Origin of the sequence: Bacillus sp. FSL W7-1346, assembly GCF_038593335.1 — a bacterium.
Taxonomy (GTDB): domain Bacteria; phylum Bacillota; class Bacilli; order Bacillales; family Bacillaceae; genus Bacillus; species Bacillus altitudinis.
In genome coordinates this window covers 2,308,947-2,327,842 of record NZ_CP151988.1, presented here as the reverse complement: position 1 = coordinate 2,327,842, position 18,896 = coordinate 2,308,947, and the positions used below count along the sequence as shown (strand labels likewise).

23 protein-coding genes are annotated in these 18,896 nt (G+C 41.9%); 19 read left to right on the top strand and 4 right to left on the bottom strand.

Annotated features, from left to right (window positions below; all coding sequences use genetic code 11):
• Positions 1-52: 52 nt before the first annotated feature.
• From NST09_RS12015 to NST09_RS12005, 3 genes are all read left to right on the top strand, one after another.
• A complete protein-coding gene (locus NST09_RS12015; protein ID WP_342493029.1) occupies positions 53-793 on the top strand; it encodes a polysaccharide deacetylase family protein in 741 nt (246 codons plus the stop codon).
• Positions 794-864: 71 nt separating this feature from the next.
• The gene (locus NST09_RS12010; RefSeq protein WP_224558465.1) at positions 865-1,593 is read left to right on the top strand and encodes a GDSL-type esterase/lipase family protein; all 729 of its coding nucleotides are present in this window, start codon (positions 865-867) and stop codon (positions 1,591-1,593) included.
• A 78-nt stretch (positions 1,594-1,671) separates the two neighbouring features.
• Complete coding sequence (locus NST09_RS12005) at positions 1,672-1,821, top strand: hypothetical protein (protein WP_003217499.1); 150 nt, start codon at positions 1,672-1,674, stop codon at positions 1,819-1,821.
• Between the two features lie 136 nt (positions 1,822-1,957).
• On the opposite strand, the gene NST09_RS12000 is transcribed toward NST09_RS12005, so the two are convergent.
• On the bottom strand, positions 1,958-2,098 hold the full coding sequence (locus tag NST09_RS12000) for a sporulation histidine kinase inhibitor Sda (RefSeq protein WP_003217327.1): 141 nt from the start codon (positions 2,096-2,098) through the stop codon (positions 1,958-1,960).
• A 362-nt stretch (positions 2,099-2,460) separates the two neighbouring features.
• Here NST09_RS12000 and NST09_RS11995 point away from each other — a divergent pair, with 362 nt between their 5' ends.
• Genes NST09_RS11995 through NST09_RS11960 form a run of 8 tightly spaced genes read left to right on the top strand, consistent with a single transcriptional unit; the run spans position 2,461 to position 7,478 of the window.
• Positions 2,461-2,982: a YqeG family HAD IIIA-type phosphatase gene (locus tag NST09_RS11995; protein ID WP_008356191.1), complete on the top strand. Its 522-nt coding sequence runs from the start codon at positions 2,461-2,463 to the stop codon at positions 2,980-2,982.
• 2 nt (positions 2,983-2,984) lie between these two features.
• Positions 2,985-4,085, top strand: coding sequence for a ribosome biogenesis GTPase YqeH (gene yqeH / locus NST09_RS11990; protein ID WP_007501357.1), 1,101 nt, complete (start codon positions 2,985-2,987; stop codon positions 4,083-4,085).
• Positions 4,086-4,106: 21 nt separating this feature from the next.
• A complete protein-coding gene (gene aroE / locus NST09_RS11985) occupies positions 4,107-4,949 on the top strand; it encodes a shikimate dehydrogenase (protein ID WP_025207652.1) in 843 nt (280 codons plus the stop codon).
• On the top strand, positions 4,943-5,233 hold the full coding sequence (yhbY, locus tag NST09_RS11980) for a ribosome assembly RNA-binding protein YhbY (protein ID WP_008342507.1): 291 nt from the start codon (positions 4,943-4,945) through the stop codon (positions 5,231-5,233). Before aroE ends, yhbY begins: the two co-directional genes overlap by 7 nt.
• A gap of 13 nt (positions 5,234-5,246) precedes the next feature.
• Positions 5,247-5,816, top strand: coding sequence for a nicotinate-nucleotide adenylyltransferase (locus NST09_RS11975; protein ID WP_025207651.1), 570 nt, complete (start codon positions 5,247-5,249; stop codon positions 5,814-5,816).
• Positions 5,806-6,369, top strand: coding sequence for a bis(5'-nucleosyl)-tetraphosphatase (symmetrical) YqeK (gene yqeK, locus NST09_RS11970; RefSeq protein WP_035702721.1), 564 nt, complete (start codon positions 5,806-5,808; stop codon positions 6,367-6,369). Before NST09_RS11975 ends, yqeK begins: the two co-directional genes overlap by 11 nt.
• Before the next feature lie 12 nt (positions 6,370-6,381).
• On the top strand, positions 6,382-6,738 hold the full coding sequence (gene rsfS, locus NST09_RS11965) for a ribosome silencing factor (RefSeq protein WP_008342502.1): 357 nt from the start codon (positions 6,382-6,384) through the stop codon (positions 6,736-6,738).
• The gene (locus NST09_RS11960) at positions 6,735-7,478 is read left to right on the top strand and encodes a class I SAM-dependent methyltransferase (protein WP_025207649.1); all 744 of its coding nucleotides are present in this window, start codon (positions 6,735-6,737) and stop codon (positions 7,476-7,478) included. The genes rsfS and NST09_RS11960 overlap by 4 nt, the downstream gene beginning before the upstream one ends.
• Before the next feature lie 48 nt (positions 7,479-7,526).
• On the opposite strand, the gene comER is transcribed toward NST09_RS11960, so the two are convergent.
• Positions 7,527-8,375, bottom strand: a complete 849-nt coding sequence (gene comER / locus NST09_RS11955; RefSeq protein ID WP_008342498.1) for a late competence protein ComER — start codon at positions 8,373-8,375, stop codon at positions 7,527-7,529.
• Positions 8,376-8,465: 90 nt separating this feature from the next.
• On the opposite strand from comER, the gene NST09_RS11950 reads away from it, so the two are divergent.
• From NST09_RS11950 to NST09_RS11940, 3 genes are all read left to right on the top strand, one after another.
• Positions 8,466-9,095, top strand: coding sequence for a ComEA family DNA-binding protein (locus NST09_RS11950; protein ID WP_342493028.1), 630 nt, complete (start codon positions 8,466-8,468; stop codon positions 9,093-9,095).
• Between the two features lie 65 nt (positions 9,096-9,160).
• The gene (locus NST09_RS11945) at positions 9,161-9,730 is read left to right on the top strand and encodes a ComE operon protein 2 (protein WP_050827436.1); all 570 of its coding nucleotides are present in this window, start codon (positions 9,161-9,163) and stop codon (positions 9,728-9,730) included.
• Positions 9,723-12,050 carry a DNA internalization-related competence protein ComEC/Rec2 gene (locus NST09_RS11940; protein ID WP_342493552.1) on the top strand — a complete coding sequence of 776 codons (2,328 nt, stop codon included), beginning with the start codon at positions 9,723-9,725 and terminating at the stop codon, positions 12,048-12,050. The genes NST09_RS11945 and NST09_RS11940 overlap by 8 nt, the downstream gene beginning before the upstream one ends.
• A 39-nt stretch (positions 12,051-12,089) precedes the next feature.
• Here the strand turns inward: NST09_RS11940 and NST09_RS11935 are convergent, their stop codons facing one another.
• The gene (locus NST09_RS11935; RefSeq protein ID WP_008342491.1) at positions 12,090-12,224 is read right to left on the bottom strand and encodes a YqzM family protein; all 135 of its coding nucleotides are present in this window, start codon (positions 12,222-12,224) and stop codon (positions 12,090-12,092) included.
• 238 nt (positions 12,225-12,462) lie between these two features.
• On the opposite strand from NST09_RS11935, the gene holA reads away from it, so the two are divergent.
• Positions 12,463-13,482: a DNA polymerase III subunit delta gene (gene holA / locus NST09_RS11930; protein WP_017358025.1), complete on the top strand. Its 1,020-nt coding sequence runs from the start codon at positions 12,463-12,465 to the stop codon at positions 13,480-13,482.
• A 134-nt stretch (positions 13,483-13,616) separates the two neighbouring features.
• On the opposite strand, the gene rpsT is transcribed toward holA, so the two are convergent.
• Positions 13,617-13,883, bottom strand: a complete 267-nt coding sequence (rpsT, locus tag NST09_RS11925) for a 30S ribosomal protein S20 (protein WP_008342485.1) — start codon at positions 13,881-13,883, stop codon at positions 13,617-13,619.
• Positions 13,884-14,081: 198 nt separating this feature from the next.
• Here rpsT and gpr point away from each other — a divergent pair, with 198 nt between their 5' ends.
• From gpr to lepA, 4 genes are all read left to right on the top strand, one after another.
• Entirely contained in the window at positions 14,082-15,197 is a 1,116-nt protein-coding gene (gpr, locus tag NST09_RS11920; protein WP_008342483.1) for a GPR endopeptidase, read from the top strand.
• Positions 15,198-15,263: 66 nt separating this feature from the next.
• Positions 15,264-16,472, top strand: coding sequence for a stage II sporulation protein P (locus NST09_RS11915; RefSeq protein WP_008342481.1), 1,209 nt, complete (start codon positions 15,264-15,266; stop codon positions 16,470-16,472).
• 13 nt (positions 16,473-16,485) lie between these two features.
• Positions 16,486-16,818, top strand: a complete 333-nt coding sequence (locus NST09_RS11910) for a YqxA family protein (RefSeq protein WP_342493027.1) — start codon at positions 16,486-16,488, stop codon at positions 16,816-16,818.
• Positions 16,819-16,983: 165 nt separating this feature from the next.
• Positions 16,984-18,822, top strand: a complete 1,839-nt coding sequence (gene lepA, locus NST09_RS11905) for a translation elongation factor 4 (protein ID WP_008342476.1) — start codon at positions 16,984-16,986, stop codon at positions 18,820-18,822.
• The last annotated feature ends 74 nt before the right edge of the window (positions 18,823-18,896 follow it).

Genomic DNA, 18,896 nt, shown 5'->3' with positions numbered 1-18,896 from the left:
CATCAGAAAGCGGGCAATTTAATGTGTAATGATGTTCTGTGGAGGCGGTCTGATGAAAGGGTTGCATATCTTGTTATGTATATTGGTATTATGCGTTTTTGTTCCTGATAACATAGAGGCGCGTACATTAAAAAGAATCGACCTAGAAAAAACGGGACGAGCCTTTTGGGACATGAGAGAGGAACGAAAAAAGATTGCGTTAACCTTTGATGATGGGCCTCATCCGGTATACACAAATCAAATACTAGATGTACTGAGAGAGCATGAAGTGAATGCCAGTTTTTTTGTCATCGGGAGCCGTATTCATGCATATCCCCTGCTCGCAGAGCGGATTGTGAGCGAAGGAAATGAGCTTGGCAATCATACGATGAACCATACGTATTTTGACCTTTTGTCATCGAAAGAAATCAAGCAAGAATTAAAAGAATCAGCGGCTCATATCGCTTCTCTCCAGCCTGGCGGACCCTTATTATTTCGTCCCCCGGGCGGGCGCTTGACGATGAAGTCATTCCGCATTCTTTCTAAGCAAGGATACGATGTCGTGATGTGGTCCTTTACGCAAGATCCGAAGGACTGGTCAAGGCCAGGTGCTCACAAAATTGCCAGCCGTATTATTGAGAATATTCAGGGCGGTGATATCATCCTTTTACATGATGGCGGAGGAAATCGTAAGCAGACAGTAGAAGCGCTGAAACAAGTCGTACCTGAACTAAAGAAAATGGGCTATGAGTTTGTGAAAGTGAGCGAACTACTGCACCATGACAGAGATTATCTGCCGGTTCAATTACATTAAGAAACAGTCATTCATTGAAACCAAAAGTCTTGTCGTTTACTATATGAAGAGGGCTTTTGGAGGTGAATGTTGTGAAGAAATTTGTTTTCCTTTTCATCCTGATATGTGTTGCGGCTGGGTGCTCGAAGCAGGCGCAGGAAAGTGTCATTGCATTTGGTGACAGTAACACAAGAGGATCGAACTGGGATTTTCGAGATTATCCCACATCTGAAAAATGGGTGAATCTCATGAAAAACGTCGAGCGCGGCCAAATCAAGGTACACAATGCCGGGATTGGCGGGCAGACAACAGAAGATGCGAAGCTGCGCTTTGAGCAGGATATTTTAAAACAAAAACCAACTTACGTCCTCATCATGTTCGGTACAAATGATGCGGCGATTCTAGACGGGAAACATCCCCGTGTGACCAAAAAACGATTTAAGGAAAACTTATCCTACTTCATTTCTGAAAGTAGGAAAGAGGGAATTACCCCGATCCTCATGACGTGCGTGCCTGTGGTGGAAGGAGGCAAAAAGGGCTTGTATTATTATTCTAGATATAAGTCATCTTATTTTGCTGAGAGAGGCGGGGCGAGAGCTTGGCAAAACTCATACAATGACATCACAAGACAAGTAGCTGAAAAACAGCAGGTGCCGCTTGTCGACAATTGGAAAGCGTTCATCCGAGAAGCAGGTGAAGATAGTGACAACGCCTTGATTCAGTCTGGCCTCATTGACCCTTCTGGCAATCATATGACACCAAAAGGGGCAAGAATCATTTATAACGAAATCAAAGAGCGTGATGTCATTAAACATTTTTAAAAGCAGGCCATCTGCCTAAACAAGACGATCCATCCAGCATAGTCTAACAGTATATCTTCCTAGAAGGAGGTAACTGATATGTGGGGATGTCCTTATCCTTACCCTGCGTGTTCGCCTTATCCAGCTCAAGGAGCAGGAATCGGTTACGCTTTTCTTGTTGTGTTCCTTGTCGTCATTTTGGTCGTAGGTGGAGGGTTATGGTTTTGGAATGAACAGCCTTGCAAATAAGACACCTCTTCTTTGATCAGAAGGGGTGTTTTTTACGGAAAATAGTAGTAAGCCTATAGCGCAAGTGATATAATATCAGTCACCTGAGTTTAAAAAAGGAGAGTGCTCGGGAGGCATGGTTCCTGGATATATGGAATTAAGAGGAAACAGAGAGCATATGCCCGAGCGAACGTCTTTTCATTTCTGTCTCAATTAATTCAATGAAGTCGCGATTTAAGTTCATTTCATTTGCTTTATAATACGATTCTATAAGTAAATCATCTGACAGCTTTTTCATACTAGAAACCCATATGATGGGAAAAACACCTCCCCTGAAAAAGTTGGCATAAAACTTGAGGAAAAGACATATCATCATAGGTTGATCGAATGTCTTTGAAGTACCTTTAATCTACCATGAATGGGAAACAAGAACAATCGTTCTGTTATCCACATGGTTAAGTGGATAACTTGTGGGTAGAGTGTTTATAATTGAATGAAAGCGTGATGAAATATAGGTGGATAATGTGTGTAAAATTATCCACACCTGTTGAAGGTCCTCATCATATGTCGAAAACTTTTTCGTTGTATTCGATAGACAGACAAATTGTGATTTGATTCGACACAATCGCTGAAAAACCAATGGAAGAAAGGGTGCAAATTGTGCTAAAGAAGTATTTCTTACCGGATGAATTTGTGAAAAGTATTTTCCACATTTCACCGCAAAAACTAAAAGAACGAAATGTAAAAGGAATTATTACAGATTTAGATAACACACTAGTAGAATGGGATCGTCCAAGTGCGACCCCGCGTTTAATTGAATGGTTTCAAGAGATGAAAGATCACGGGATACAGGTGACGATTGTATCGAACAATAATGAAAAAAGGGTCAAGCTTTTTTCTGAGCCGGTTCATATCCCGTTTATTTATAAAGCGAGAAAACCGATGGGAAGAGCCTTTAATAAGGCCGTCGCTGATATGCAATTGAAGAAAGAAGATGTGGTTGTCATTGGCGATCAGCTTATGACAGATGTGCTTGGCGGAAACAGACATGGCTTCCATACCATTTTGGTTGTACCTGTTGCGGCATCGGACGGATTTTTCACGAAGTTTAACAGGCAGATTGAACGCAGAATTTTAGGAGCCTTAAAGCGTAAGGGCCACATTCAGTGGGAGGAAGAGTAATAATGGAAAAGGTTGTTTGTATTGGCTGCGGTGTAGCCATTCAGACGGAAGATAAAGATCAATTAGGATATGCGCCGGCAGCATCTCTATTGAAAGAAGATGTGATCTGTCAGCGCTGTTTTAGGTTAAAGAACTACAATGAAATTCAGGATGTGTCTTTAACAGAAGACGACTTTTTAAATATTTTACACAGCATTGGCGAGACTGATTCTCTGATCGTCAAGGTCGTTGATATTTTTGACTTTAACGGAAGCTGGATTAATGGACTGAGCCGTATTGTTGGTGGTAATCCCATTTTACTTGTCGGCAACAAGGTAGATATTTTACCGAAATCCGTGAAAAAAGACCGTCTTGTTCAATGGATGAAGCGGGAAGCAAAAGAAAATGGGCTCAATCCGATCGATGTGTTTTTAATCAGTGCGAGCAGAGGACAAGGTGTGCCTGAGGTCATGGAGGCAATTGATCATTACCGTGAGGGCAGAAATGTCTATGTTGTCGGCTGTACAAATGTTGGGAAATCAACATTTATTAATCGCATTATCAAAGAGGTGTCTGGAGAAGAGAATGTGATCACCACATCCCAATACCCAGGGACAACACTTGATGCGATTGAAATCCCGCTTGATGACGGGTCTGCTTTATTCGATACACCGGGTATCATCAACCGCCATCAAATGGCGCACTATGTCGGCAAAAATGACTTAAAGATTTTAACGCCGAAAAAAGAATTGAAACCGAGAACGTTCCAGTTAAATGAAGCTCAAACGCTTTACTTTGGCGGACTGGCACGATTTGATTATGTAAAAGGCGGCAGAACATCCTTTGTCTGCTACATGCCAAATGAACTCAACATTCACAGAACGAAGATGGAGAATGCAGATGACTTATATGAAAAGCATGCAGGTGAGCTGCTTTCACCGCCATCAAAAGAGGGGATGGAAGATTTCCCGCCGCTCGTTCCGCACACTTTCACCATAGATCAGCCAAAAATGGACATTGTCTTTTCAGGATTGGGCTGGGTGACTGCGAATGATGCTGGAAAACAAATCAAAGTGTATGCGCCAAAAGGCGTGCACGTGTTTATGAGACGTTCGTTAATTTAAATGTTCAGAGGGGGAGAGACCTTGAAACCTTTATACGGAGTAATCGGTAACCCTGTTGGCCACTCAATGTCTCCGGATATTCATAATGCAGCATTAAAGGATGCTGGAATTGATGGACATTATCATGGCTTTCAAGTAGAAAATGATGACCTGAAAGATGCGATTAGCGGCATGAAAGCGTTAGGAATCAGCGGCATTAACGTCACTGTTCCGCACAAGGTAGAAATCATGAAGTACCTCGACAAAATTGATGTGACAGCTGAACGCCTTGGTGCCGTCAATACGGTGCGGCTCGAAGGAGATCAGCTCGTTGGGTACAATACAGATGGAGAAGGCTTTCTTCATTCATTGCTTGAAGCGTTGGATCAGCCGTTATCAGAGCTGTCATTTCTCCTGCTTGGTGCTGGTGGAGCAGCAAGAGCGATTTACACGACAATTGCTGAGTATGCACCGAAACACTTTGATATCGCCAACCGCACCATTGAAAAAGCTGAAGCTTTAATTGAAAGTGCCGATGGGAAAATCACATCTCGTGCCATTGCATTAAATACAGCAGAAGAGCGGCTTGGGGAATATGATGTCATCATCCATACGACCTCGATTGGTATGTATCCGAATGTTGAAGAAACCCCAATTTCTTTAGCGAACGCAAAAAAAACAGCGGTCGTTTGTGATATTGTGTATAATCCAATAGAAACAAAGCTGCTAAGCGAAGCAGCCGGGTTAGGTTTGAAAACGGTCGATGGCGTCGGCATGTTTGTTGGTCAGGCGGTAAGAGCCTTTGAACTGTGGACGGGCATTACACCTGACGCCCGAAAAATGAAGTCAATTGTCATAGAGAAATTAGGAGGAACACCATGTTAAAAGGTAAGCAAAAACGTTTTTTACGTGCGCAAGCACATCATTTATCACCTATTTTTCAAGTTGGAAAAGGCGGGGTAAATGACAATATGGTCAAGCAAATTTCCGAGGCGCTTGAAGCAAGAGAACTTTTGAAAGTCAGCGTATTGCAAAACTGCGACGAGGACAAAACAGAGGTTGCAAAAGCACTTGTAAAAGGTGCAAAAGCTGAACTCGTTCAAACGATCGGAAATGTGATTGTCCTTTATAAGGAATCAAAGGAAAATAAACAAATTAAGCTGCCGTAAAGGTGGATATGATATGAAAAAAATAGGGTTGTTCGGCGGTACGTTTGATCCCCCGCATAATGGGCATTTGCTGATGGCAAGTGAGGTGCGTTTACAAGTAGGGCTTGATGAAATTTGGTTTATCCCAAATCACAAGCCCCCTCATAAAACGGGCCGAAAACGAGCAGAGAGTCATCACCGCGTAAAAATGGTGGAAAAAGCGATTCAGTCAAATCCTCATTTTCGAGTTGAGCTTATTGAAATGGAGCGGGAGGGCCCATCTTATACAGTAGATACAGTTGAGCTGTTGAAGAAGCGCCATCCTGAAGATGAGTTCTTTTTTATGATTGGAGCGGACATGGTCGAGTATTTGCCGAAATGGCACAGAATCGATGATTTGCTTCAGATGATCACCTTTATTGGGATGAAAAGACCAGGTTATGAAGGAAGTACGGCGTATCCTCTTTTGTTTGCAGATGTTCCGGCTTTTGATGTATCATCGACATTGATTAGGCAGCGAATGAAGCAGGGGAAACCTGTTGATTATTTGATTCCGAAAGCTGTTGAGTGTTATATAAAGGAGCATCATTTATATGAATCGTGAAGAAGCGTTAAACTGTGTCAAACAGCAGTTAACAGAGCATAGATATACACATACAATTGGGGTCATGGAGACGGCCATTTCATTAGCTGAACGTTTTGGTGCAGATGTGAAAAAAGCAGAGGTTGCGGCTATTTTCCACGATTATGCCAAATTTAGACCGAAAGAAGAAATGAAGGGCATCATCCAGCAAGAACAGATGAACCCTCTATTGCTTAAATATTCACCTGAGCTTTGGCATGCCCCAGTTGGTGCCTATTTGGTCAAAAAAGAAGTTGGAATTGACGACCGAGATATTTTAACAGCCATTGAATTCCATACATCCGGCAGACCGAACATGACATTGCTTGAAAAAGTTATTTATGTCGCCGACTATATAGAGCCAGGACGCCATTTTCCTGGTGTAGAGGAAGTAAGGGAGTTAGCAGAGCAGGATTTGGACCTTGCCTTGATTCAATCTTTAAAAAACACCGTCAGCTTTTTAATGAAAAAGAATCAGCCAGTTTTCCCAGATACACTTGCTACTTATAACTCACTTGTGCAAAAGAACAACTAAGGAGGAATTTTGATGGATGCATCATCAATTTTAAACATCGCAGCTGGAGCGTGCGATGATAAACGGGCAGAGGATATTATTGCCCTGAATATGCAAGGGATCTCACTTGTTGCAGATTATTTTCTCATTTGTCACGGGAATTCTGACAAACAAGTACAGGCCATTGCAAGAGAAGTGAAACACCTTGCAGAAGAAGGCGGCATCGAAGTTAAAAAGATGGAGGGCTTTGACGAAGCAAGATGGGTCTTGATTGATCTAGGAGATGTCATTGCTCATGTGTTCCACAAAGAGGAAAGAGGATACTATAACTTAGAGAAGCTTTGGGGAGATGCGCCGAGAGAAACGCTTTCGCTTGGCATTAACTCATGATTTATCAAGGGTTTGCAGGTGTGTATGATGAGCTCATGACACATGCCCCTTATGATGAATGGGTTCAGTGGATACAGCGGTATATCAAGCCAAATAGTGCGATTATCGATGTAGGTTGTGGAACTGGAGAGATCTCTCTTCGGTTAGCTGCAAAAGGCCACATGGTCACAGGAATTGACCTAAGTGAAGAGATGCTGGCATTTGCGCAGCAAAAAGCACAGGCTCATAAGCAGTCTATTCAATTTTTACATCAAGATATGAGAGAGCTTGAGGGGTTTGAACAAACTTTTCAAGCAGCGGTTATTTGCTGTGATTCTTTGAATTATCTAAAAAACGAAAATGACGTCAAAAAAACCTTTAAAAACATGTTTCAGCTTTTAGAGGCAGGTGGGGTTTTATTGTTTGATGTTCATACCCCTTATAAAATGGAAGAGGTATTTCCTGGCTCTACTTATGCCGATCAAGATGAAGAGATCAGCTATATTTGGCAGAGTGATCAAGGAGATCATCCATATTCGGTCATTCATGATTTAAGCTTTTTTGTAAAAGACGGAGACGTGTATGAGCGTTATGATGAAACGCACGAACAGCGTACGTTTCCTTTTGAGACATATGCAGCGTTCCTTGAGTCCGCTGGCTTTGAACAGATTGAAGTGACCGGTGATTTTACAAATGAAGCACCTCAAGAATGTGCAGAAAGATATTTTATTTCAGCGAAGAAACCAAAAACCATCGTTTAATGGAACGATGGTTTTTTAAAACCCTTTTTTCGCTTGTTGCGAAGATGTTTAATTTCTGAGATCATCAGTAAACACACTCGGTGGGTATTGATGCGCAACCGCTTCTACATCCTCATCGAACTTGTCATGAGTGTTCTGAAAAAGCTGATGGAACATATCTTGAACACCTGCTTCAAGTGCTTTAATGCCCTCGCCGGTGACGCCGCCTTTTACACACACCTTCTCTTGCAGTGTAGGCAGGGTATACACCCTTTTTTCAATCAAACGGCCAAGTCCTACAAGCATATCTTCTGATAGGGTGGTGGCTTCTTCTTTTGAAATATCTGTTTCTTCAACAGCGGCTTCAATCATTTTCTGAACAAGAAAGCTAATAAAGGCAGGACCGCAGCTGACAATATCTGAGGCTGCCCGTGTGATTGAATGATGAATTTCGATTGGTGTTGAAATGCGGGAAGCGAGTTGTCTGAGCGCTGCTTTTGTCGTGACATTGCATGATGAACCAAATGTTAAAAGTGATGCGCCTGATAATGCGCGGTTGGTGATGCTTGGGATCAGTCTGGCTGTTTGACAAGGAACAATGTCTTGAAGCTGTTCAGGATGAACCGGACTTGTAATGATGACAATGGTTTGCTGTTCTTTTAAAAGTGGGCTCAGCTCTTTTAAAAGCGGATAAATATCAAGTGGTTTGACACAAACAAAGATGAAATCTTTATCCGTTACAGCTCCTGAAAGCTGTTTCGTCACTTCGACCTCTGGGTGATTCTTTTTTATATTGAACGCTTTTTCGATGGTCCGATTTGTAATGGTGATGGATGAGGGATTGACTGCTTTTGATTCAATAAATGCCTCAGTAAGTATGGTACCCATGTTTCCTGTACCGATTAACCCTATATTCAAACGTTCTCCCTCCTTAGACGCATAGGATCTGTTATCTTCTAAACAGTATGTGAAGCAGCGTGAAAATATGATTGAAAGAAGCGTGAACAAGTGAAGCAGCTCATGTCATTGAAAAAATACAGTCTTTATCTGATAGCTGGTATCATCATCCTCGTCATCATCTGTTTCTTCTTTTTAGCAGGAAAAGAGAAAGGTGGCACAGGGCCAAGTGTATTGAAAGAACAACATGAAACGCAAGTCACCTTAGAAGAAAAACAAGAGAGTGCAGAAAAAGAGCCAACATCTATCGTAGTAGAGGTCAAAGGAGCTGTACGGAAGCCGGGCGTTTATGCATTTATGGCTGAGGACAGAGTTGAAGAAGCCATTAAAAGAGCAGGTGGTTTTACGAGCAAGGCAGATACAGTTGACATCAATCAAGCAGCAAAATTAGAGGACAGTATGATGATTTATGTACGAAAGAAGGGGGAAGGTGACAAGCAGGGACAAACAGCAGCGGTTGATACGCCGCCGGGAAATGAACAGAGTCAAGGGGTGAATGTCAATCAAGCTGATGCAGCGGAATTGCAGACCATTAACGGAATAGGCCCAGCCAAAGCGGAAGCCATCATTGCGTATAGAGAAGAACATGGAGAATTTCAGCAAATTGAAGATTTGGGGAATATTTCGGGTTTTGGAGAGAAGACCATTGAACGGCTGAAAAATCAACTGACGGTCAAGTAGAATTGACGGTATAGAAGCAAGGCATGTACACTTAATATCAACCATCATTCTGGAGGGATCAGCTCGTGGAGAGAATTTCATGGAATCAATATTTTATGGCTCAAAGCCATTTGCTTGCCTTGCGAAGCACCTGTGAGCGGCTAGCTGTTGGGGCAACGATCGTAAGAGACAAGCGCATCATCGCAGGTGGATATAATGGATCCATTGCCGGCGACGTGCATTGTGCAGATGTAGGGTGCTATGTCATAGATCATCACTGCGTTCGTACAATCCATGCGGAGATGAACGCTATTTTACAATGTGCCAAATTTGGTGCACCAACGGCTGATGCTGAAATATATGTGACGCATTTTCCTTGCTTGCAGTGCTGTAAAGCGATTATTCAAGCAGGTATTCGAACAGTGTATTATGCGAAGGATTATAAAAATCATCCATATGCTGTTGATTTATTTGAACAGGCCGGAGTTCAAACAGAACAGGTTGAACTAGATGAGATGATTATTGACTTAAAAAACCAAGAAAAATTAGCCTTTGTTGCGGATTTAATAGGCAAACTAAGTGAATCAGGACATAGCGAAACAGAAATTCGTCAAATGCATGAAAAGGCGAATCAATTATTTACTTCCTATGTTTAAGTATTTGCCGTTCGGGGCGATTTCAGCAGCTGTTGGAATTGCTCTGGCCGCATATCATCTTCATTTGTATTTTCTCCTTTTTCTTCTTGTATGTCTTCTTTTCAGTTTGCTGAAAAAAACACCCCAGCTCTTTCTAATGGTCAGTTTGTGTGGAACGATCTATATGCTCATTTTTATGGTGCATCAGTCTTTTGAAACGGATCATCCCGTACAAGAAAAATCATTTTCTCATTCGGTTGTGATTGAAACGATTCCGAAAATAGATGGCAATCGCTTTTCAGCGACTGTTTCATCAGAGAATCGTCGACTAGCGGCATTTTATACGATTCAAACGGAGCGTGAAAAAGAAGCGCTAAAAGATGTTGGGCCAGGTATGAGCTGTCATATGACAGGTGAGATGCGGTTGCCCAAACATGCAACCATACCGAATGGCTTTCAATATGATCAATTTCTAAAAACAAAAGGCATTGATGCTATTTTCCTAACGCAGTCTATGAAAAGCTGCACGAAACATGACAGCCCTTCACATTACCTTTCATCTATTAGGCAGAAGGGGTTGAAATTTCTAGAAGATCACGTTCCGAAGAGTTCTGTTGGGATTGTGCAGGCACTTATTTTTGGCGATCGTGATTTAATAGACCCTGATACATTAAGAGATTATCAAATGCTTGGCATCATTCATTTATTAGCCATTTCAGGACTTCATGTTCAAACATTGCTCGCTTGTCTATTTTGGTGTCTACTCCGCGCTGGCGTGACAAGAGAGACAGCGCGTATTCTTTTATTATCCTTTTTGCCGGTTTATGCTTGTTTAACAGGTGCTGCACCATCTGTGTTAAGAGCCTGTCTCATGGCTGGAATTTATTTAGTCATCACAAGCCTGCCAAAAGAAATGAAACAGCCTTCTGCGGTCGTGTTAAGTGCAGCGTTCTTGGTTTTATTAGCTATTCAACCACTTTATATATTTGATGTCGGTTTTCAGCTGTCATTTGTAGTGACATTATTTATTTTGCTATCCACTAGTATTTTATCAAAAGCAAAAAGTTCGGTAATGCAGTTATTCCTCATTTCCTTGATTGCACAGCTTGCTTCGCTTCCTGTTCTTTTATATTATTTTCAGCAATTTTCCTTGCTGAGTGTTCCTTTAAATATGATGTTTGTTCCTTTTTATACAATGGTTGTCATGCCTCTGTCCTTATTCTTTTTTCTTTTATCTATCATTTATCTTCCGCTTGGACAAACACTGTTTCAGCTGCTTGATTGGGTGATCCAGTTTAGTCATCAATTGTCAGCACATATGGCTGCTTACGATGGTCTTACTCTGATTTTTATGAAATCGACATGGTGGCATGTTCTCCTAGAGGTTTCCTCCATTGTTTTTCTATTCATTGTGATGGAATGTAAAACTTCTATCAAATCTTATTTTGTGCCGATTTTGATTCTCATTTGTGTGCTGGCTGTACACTATTTCACGCCGAATTTTCTTCAAAAAGGAGAGGTCACGATGTTAGATATAGGACAAGGGGATAGTTTGTTTATTCAGCTACCTTATCGAACCGGGCATATATTAGTCGATACAGGAGGCAGACTTTCTTTTGAAGAAGAGCCATGGAAAAAAAGACGTAAAGTATTTACAATTGGGGATCAAACGCTTATTCCATTTCTGCATTCTAAAGGCATAGCAAAACTTGATGTCCTCATCCTTACCCATGCAGATCAAGATCATATGGGAGAAGCGATGCGGTTAATAAAGCGAAATAAAGTCAAACGTCTTGCAATCCCAAAAGGCTTTGCTCGAAATCCAGAGGATGCGCAGCTTTTAAAGGAAGCGGCTGATCAAAGGATTCCTATAGATGAGTTAGAAAGAGGGGATCAGCTGAGAATTGGAGGACAAAAATTTGACGTTCTGCATCCCGCACGTGACCAGGTGACGAGTAAAAATAATGATTCACTGGTCCTCACCTTTATGCTTGGCGGCAAGCGTTTTATGCTGACTGGGGATCTTGAACAAGAAGGGGAGCGAGACATCATTCAAGCTTACCCCAAGCTGAGAGCGGATGTCTTGAAGGTTGGGCATCACGGGAGTAAAGGATCAACAAGTGAAGAATGGCTTCAGCATTTAAACCCGTCATATGCACTGATTTCAGCAGGTGAACGAAATCGGTATCACCATCCTCATCAAGAAGTTTTGAAAAAATTAAATGATCATCAAACAAAGGTGTATCGTACAGATATCGATGGAAGTGTGACCTATGAATTTCTTGAAGAGGATGGAACATTTTACGCTCATCCTCCATATGATATCTTACAAAATCAATAAAAAAACTGCCAAAACGGCAGTCATCTTGCATTCATGTAGTTAAGATCCAACGAGGTGTATCACTGTTGCCAAAATAAACATTGAGGCGAAAAATCCGAATGTGACGATAAAACCAACAGCTGAGTCGGTCACATCATTCCGCTTGCTTTGAACATTCTTTTCAAATTCATTCATTTTCATCCCTCCTGGCTATTTTTAGTATACTTGAACTCATTTGGAATTGCTAGAAGGTAAAGTAACCGTTTTCCATTTTCATGATCATTTTGTGAATATCGTCTGACTGTAAGCTGACCCGGGAGCTTACGTGAGACGTTTACTATAAATGAGGAGGCGGCACTTTCAGCTTCCTCTTTACTAATGTCTCTACACACTTTAGGATAGAGGAGGAAGTGAAAGAGAGGGATTTAAGCGAATGGTCTTTGAAGTATGGAACAATTTAAAAAAAGGGGATATCCATCCCGTTTATTGCTTATATGGAAAAGAAACGTATTTACTTCAAGAGACAGCTGCAAAATTGAGACAAGCTGTCGTCGACGAAGAAACAAAGGATTTTAATTACTCTGTCTTCGATATGGAAGAGGTGCCGCTTGAGCAGGCTGTGACGGACGCAGAAACATTTCCGTTTATGGGAGAGCGGCGTCTCGTTGTGATCAAGAACCCTTATTTCCTCACTGCAGAAAAGAAAAAAGAAAAGATCGAGCATCAGCTTTCTGTGTTAGAAGCTTATTTAGAAAAGCCAGCACCCTATACGATTCTCGTGTTATTAGCGCCATATGAGAAACTGGACGAACGTAAGAAAATCACCAAATTGTTAAAAAAGAAAGCGGCTGTGGTTGAGGCGAAAGAGTTAAATCCGAAAGAAACAACGGATTTCACCATCACATTAGTGAAAACAGAAGGAAAAACAATCTCTGCTGAAGCGGCAGAACAGCTTGTCATGTTATGTGGCGGGAGCCTGTCCTCACTTTTTCAAGAGGTTCGAAAGCTAAGTACATATATTGGGCAGCGAGAGGAAATTGAGCTGGCGGATGTCAATCAGCTCGTTGCACGAAGTTTGGAGCAGAATATTTTCGAATTGATTAACCAAATCGTGAACAGGCGCCGGTCTGAAGCGATGCAAATGTTTTATGACCTCCTAAAGCAAAATGAGGAACCCATTAAAATATTGGCACTCATTTCAAATCAATTTCGGTTGATATTGCAGACAAAGTACTTTGCTCAGCAGGGATACGGGCAAAAACAAATTGCGTCAAACCTGAAAGTCCACCCATTCCGGGTCAAACTCGCGATGGATCAGGCAAGACTGTTTTCAGAAGAAGAGCTAAAGTACATCGTCAAAGAGCTCTCCACGATTGATTATGAAATGAAAACGGGTAAAAAGGACAAGCAGCTATTATTAGAATTGTTCCTGCTTCGGCTATTAGGGGCTTGAACATAAAAAAACGACCTTCTCAAAAGAGGGTCGTTTTTGTTTAGATGTATAATTGCCAGTCTGTCCTTATGGCTGAGCCGTTCAGGACGGACGTACAGTTAAACAGGTGCCTCATCACTGAGGCGTTGCAAACATTATGCAGAAAGTCCGTTTACTTGTTTCGCAAGTCTTGATTTGTAACGCGCAGCTGCGTTTTTGTGTACAAGACCAGTTTTAACGGCTTTGTCAATGCGTTTTGCAGCAGAAGAAAGAGCAGCTTTTGCTTGCTCAGCATCGTTGTTAGCTACAGAAACTTCAACTTGTTTAATCGCAGTACGCATCGCAGACTTGATTGTTGCGTTGTGTGCACGGCGTTCGTTATTCGTTTTTGTACGTTTGATCGCTGATTTAATATTTGGCATGTGTTTCACCTCCTAAGATACAACCTAAACACAATTGTCTTAAGGTTAAATCTTCACAATAGAACAAATTGTATTCTATCAAACACACCTTTAGAATGCAATATAAATGTAAAGTATTTTTCATTGATGAAGCGCTCGAATGTTTCTTGAACGAGATGGAAAGACTACTGTTAATTACTTGATGGAAGGAGCCTTTTCATGAAGAAACAGAAACTCGATTTAAGCGCTTATCAAATCCGGACCGATTTGGCCGTTGAAACAAAAGAGATACTAGAACAAGAGAACGATCCGAATGTGGTCAAAAAGGACGGTATTCAAGGAATTGTTGAGAAGGAGAAGGAAGAGCATGGCATCCGCATCCGCACTGTGGAGATTACGACAGAAGGAGAAGAACTGACCGGAAAAAAGGCGGGGACATACTTGACGCTTGAGGCGCAAGGAATTCGGGAGAAAGACTCTGAGATGCAAGAAAAAGTGGTTGAAGTTTTTGCCCATCATTTTGCTCAGTTTTTAAAAGATCACGGCATTCAGGCAGATGCGAGCTGTCTTGTCGTAGGACTCGGAAACTGGAATGTCACGCCTGATGCTTTAGGGCCGCTTACAGTTGAAAATTTACTGGTGACACGCCATTTATTTGAATTACAGCCTGAGAATGTGCAGGAAGGCTATCGCCCAGTGTCTTCATTATCGCCTGGGGTCATGGGGCTGACTGGTATAGAAACAAGTGACATTATACAAGGTGTCATTGAACGATCTAAACCAGATTTTGTGATCGCCATCGATGCACTGGCTGCACGTGCAGTAGAACGGGTGAATACGACGATTCAAATTTCTGATACAGGTATACATCCAGGATCGGGTGTCGGAAATAAACGAAAAGAATTAAGCAAAGAGACCTTGGGGATTCCAGTCATTGCCATTGGTGTACCGACAGTGGTCGATGCAGTGACGATCGCAAGTGACACGATTGATTACGTGTTAAAGCATTTTGGTAGAGAACTGAAAGATGATAGACCTTCCCGATCTTTAGTACCAGCGGGTCTGACATTTGGGAAGAAAAAAGTGCTGAATGAAGAAGATTTGCCAGATGATGAAACGCGTCAATCCTTTTTAGGAATCGTCGGAACGCTTCCTGAAGAAGAAAAAAGACAGTTGATCCATGAAGTGCTTGCGCCGCTGGGACAAAATCTAATGGTCACACCGAAGGAAGTGGATACATTCATTGATGACATGGCGAACGTACTCGCCAATGGGTTAAATACAGCACTTCATCAAAAAATCTCTCAAGACAACATGGGTTCTTATAATCATTAAACAGTTCTACTTTCTCTAGCTCGCTCATAGTGTAATTACTAGAAAGCGTGCTGGAGGGAGTAAATCATGAAAAAAAGACCTCGCCGTCCTCGACAGTTGGTCGTTGCGATTAATGGAACAAAAGTAGTGAAGAGTATTTTTTTGTTTATTGTCTCTCTGGTGGTTGTGTTTGTCATGTCAGGGGCTTTGACGTCTTTAAAACCTGAGCTTAGGCCTCAAGCATCATTATATGGTGTGGCAGATGAGCTGTCAGGGGCATTCTTTGCAACTCTAATGGGGATGGAAAATCAATATTTTTCCTCAGCAGTCCCTGAAGATCAAAAAGGATTTCATTTCTCCGGGCTGTCACTCAAACTTGCCACAAGTATCAATTTAGAAGACCCCCGCAGTTTTCTAGGAAGAGAGCTGCCAGGCTTTGAACATTTTGATACAAAAATCATCCTAGCAGGTGAAGGTACAGACTATACGAATATGCCAATGGAATCGCCGCCTCCAAGTGAAGTCATCAAAGATGAAAAAGAAGCAAATCTAGCTGAGCTGGACAAGCTTGATGAAGATGAACCGAAAACGCCTGCAAAAGAGCCGAACCAGTCGACAGGAAAACGAAAAGCTGTATACATTTATCACACACATAATACGGAATCATATTTACCATTTTTAAAAGGAGAAACAAACCCAAACAATGCGCGCCACTCAAAAGTGAACGTCACCCTTGTCGGGGAGATGTTTGGTAAAGCGCTCGATCAGCAAGGAATCGGCAACACAGTGGATAAAACAGAAATTGAAAAAAGACTGCTGAAAAAAGGATTGAAGTATCCTCAATCATATAATGAATCCAGATTGGTTGTAAAAGAAGCTCTCGCTAAAAATGATGACCTAGATTACTTAATCGATATTCATCGGGATTCAAGAAGAAAGAAAGATACGACAGTAGAAATCAAAGGCAAGAAATATGCGAGAATCGCTTTTGTTGTAGGGAAGAAAAATCAAAGCTATGAGAAAAACTTAAAGCTGGCGACAGAGTTCCACCATTTGATGGAGAAAAAATATAAAGGACTTAGTGTCGGTGTGTTTGCCAAAGGAGAAATTGGTGATAATGGAATCTATAATCAAGATTTATCTGACAAAGCCCTCCTATTAGAATTTGGCGGTGTGGATAATAATATGGAAGAACTGAAAAACGCATCCAATGCAGCAGCTGATGTGTTCAGTGAAATTTTCTGGGACGCAGAAAAGGTAGACGGCAAAGCAAAGGATGAGAAAAAACGGTCTTAAGGTGGTGGAGGACATGGGCTCATTTATCGGAAAAACCATTATTTTATCGCTCGTATTGCTATTCGGTGTCTTTTTAGGAATGCAGCAAGCCAATAATGGCATGCTGCAAATGAAAGGGTATCATGATCCGCAATTAAAAGGGGTCTTCACTGTGCAAACGAATGATGATCAAGAAAAAGAAGCTTCTATCCTCGGAACAGCTGTCACACAAAAAGACTTAGCAGAAAAACAAAAGCAGCTAGAAGAAATGGAGAGCTTTAATGCCTTCTCTAAGGCCGGAAAAGCATTATCAGATGGTATGACGCATGCAGCCCGTACACTTTATGATTGGGTGAATGGTAAATAAACTGTTGTAAGCATCATGTTGGATGTTATTTCATAAGATATCACACCTTTTCGCAAAAGCCGCTAACCGATGAGCGGCTTTTCTTGATTTCGATTGAATCTTTACAGCCCTATTGATATAATCTAACCTAGCGCAACCCGCGTTTTATAGTAGGAGTGATAGATTGTGACAGATAAAGAAAAACGATTAGAACGGCAATCAAGAATTCGAAATTTCTCCATTATCGCCCATATTGACCATGGGAAATCCACATTGGCTGACCGTATTTTAGAAAAAACAGCGGCGATTACGCAACGAGAAATGAAAGAACAATTACTTGATTCCATGGACTTAGAGCGTGAACGCGGCATTACGATCAAATTAAACTCTGTCCAGCTGAAATATCAGGCGAAGGATGGAGAAGAATATATTATGCACCTGATTGATACACCAGGGCATGTCGACTTCACCTATGAGGTATCTCGAAGCCTAGCTGCCTGTGAAGGTGCAATTCTTGTGGTGGATGCAGCACAAGGCATTGAGGCACAGACACTTGCGAACGTTTATTTAGCTCTTGATAACAACTTAGAAATCCTGCCGATCATTAACAAAATTGATCTGCCGAGTGCAGAGCCTGAACGTGTAAGACAAGAAATTGAAGATGTCATCGGGTTGGATGCATCTGAAGCTGTTCTCACCTCTGCTAAGGCGGGCATCGGGATCGAGGATATTTTAGAACAAATCGTCGAAAAGGTGCCGGCACCAGCTGGAGATCCAGAAGCACCACTTCAAGCCCTCATTTTTGATTCTCTCTACGATGCGTATCGTGGCGTCATTGCTTACATACGAATTGTCGAAGGAACCGTAAAACCGGGTCAAAAAATTAAGATGATGGCGACAGGCAAAGAATTTGAAGTGCTTGAAGTTGGCGTATTTACACCGAAAGCAATGCCAACAGACGAACTCACTGTTGGAGATGTTGGCTATTTAACAGCTGCCATTAAAAACGTTGGTGATACACGAGTAGGGGATACGATCACAAGTGCGGTAAACCCTGCGAAAGAAGCTCTGCCTGGATATAGAAAGCTGAACCCAATGGTGTACTGCGGCCTTTATCCAATTGACACAGCGAAATATAACGACTTGCGTGAAGCGTTAGAAAAGCTTGAATTAAATGATTCTTCACTTCAATATGAGGCAGAGACATCCCAAGCACTTGGCTTCGGCTTCCGCTGCGGCTTCCTTGGCATGCTTCATATGGAAATCATCCAAGAACGGATTGAACGTGAATTTAAAATCGACCTCATTACGACAGCGCCAAGTGTTATTTACGATGTGTATATGACAGACGGAGAAAAAATTGTTGTAGATAACCCATCCAATTTGCCTGATCCGCAAAAGATTGAGCGAATTGAAGAGCCATACGTGAAGGCAACAATGATGGTGCCAAATGATTATGTTGGTTCTGTGATGGAGCTTTGCCAAGGAAAGCGCGGCAATTTCATTGATATGCAATATCTTGATGCAAACCGCGTGAGCATTGTGTACGAAATTCCTCTGGCAGAGATCGTATACGAATTCTTTGATCAATTAAAGTCCAATACAAAAGGGTATGCATCCTTTGATTACGAGCTGATCGGCTATCGCCCATCCACTCTAGTGAAAATGGATATCATGCTCAATGGCGAAAAAATCGATGCACTTTCCTTTATTGTTCACCGTGACTATGCGTATGAACGCGGAAAGATCATTGTAGAAAAGCTGAAAGAACTGATTCCGCGCCAGCACTTTGAAGTACCAGTTCAGGCAGCGATCGGTCAAAAGATTGTTGCTCGGTCTACCATTAAAGCAATGCGCAAGAACGTACTAGCGAAGTGTTATGGTGGAGATATTTCCCGGAAAAGAAAGCTTCTTGAGAAGCAAAAAGAAGGGAAAAAGCGCATGAAGCAAGTGGGTTCTGTAGAAGTCCCGCAAGAAGCATTTATGGCCGTGCTGAAAATGGACGACAGCACACCGAAAAAATAACATCCTCAAGGCAACCTGCTTTACAATGCTCGCCTTGACGTTTATAGTCGAAAACAAACGAAGAGGCCGCAGCG

Coding starts and splice junctions, on each gene's coding strand:
- NST09_RS12015 (WP_342493029.1), top strand. CDS start 53: ATGAAAGGGTTGCATATCTTGTTATGTATATTGGTATTATGCGTTTTT.
- NST09_RS12005 (WP_003217499.1), top strand. CDS start 1,672: ATGTGGGGATGTCCTTATCCTTACCCTGCGTGTTCGCCTTATCCAGCT.
- NST09_RS12000 (WP_003217327.1), bottom strand. CDS start 2,098: ATGAAAAAGCTGTCAGATGATTTACTTATAGAATCGTATTATAAAGCA.
- yqeH (WP_007501357.1), top strand. CDS start 2,985: ATGGAAAAGGTTGTTTGTATTGGCTGCGGTGTAGCCATTCAGACGGAA.
- yhbY (WP_008342507.1), top strand. CDS start 4,943: ATGTTAAAAGGTAAGCAAAAACGTTTTTTACGTGCGCAAGCACATCAT.
- NST09_RS11975 (WP_025207651.1), top strand. CDS start 5,247: ATGAAAAAAATAGGGTTGTTCGGCGGTACGTTTGATCCCCCGCATAAT.
- yqeK (WP_035702721.1), top strand. CDS start 5,806: ATGAATCGTGAAGAAGCGTTAAACTGTGTCAAACAGCAGTTAACAGAG.
- rsfS (WP_008342502.1), top strand. CDS start 6,382: ATGGATGCATCATCAATTTTAAACATCGCAGCTGGAGCGTGCGATGAT.
- NST09_RS11960 (WP_025207649.1), top strand. CDS start 6,735: ATGATTTATCAAGGGTTTGCAGGTGTGTATGATGAGCTCATGACACAT.
- NST09_RS11940 (WP_342493552.1), top strand. CDS start 9,723: ATGTTTAAGTATTTGCCGTTCGGGGCGATTTCAGCAGCTGTTGGAATT.
- NST09_RS11935 (WP_008342491.1), bottom strand. CDS start 12,224: ATGAATGAATTTGAAAAGAATGTTCAAAGCAAGCGGAATGATGTGACC.
- holA (WP_017358025.1), top strand. CDS start 12,463: ATGGTCTTTGAAGTATGGAACAATTTAAAAAAAGGGGATATCCATCCC.
- rpsT (WP_008342485.1), bottom strand. CDS start 13,883: ATGCCAAATATTAAATCAGCGATCAAACGTACAAAAACGAATAACGAA.
- gpr (WP_008342483.1), top strand. CDS start 14,082: ATGAAGAAACAGAAACTCGATTTAAGCGCTTATCAAATCCGGACCGAT.
- NST09_RS11915 (WP_008342481.1), top strand. CDS start 15,264: ATGAAAAAAAGACCTCGCCGTCCTCGACAGTTGGTCGTTGCGATTAAT.
- NST09_RS11910 (WP_342493027.1), top strand. CDS start 16,486: ATGGGCTCATTTATCGGAAAAACCATTATTTTATCGCTCGTATTGCTA.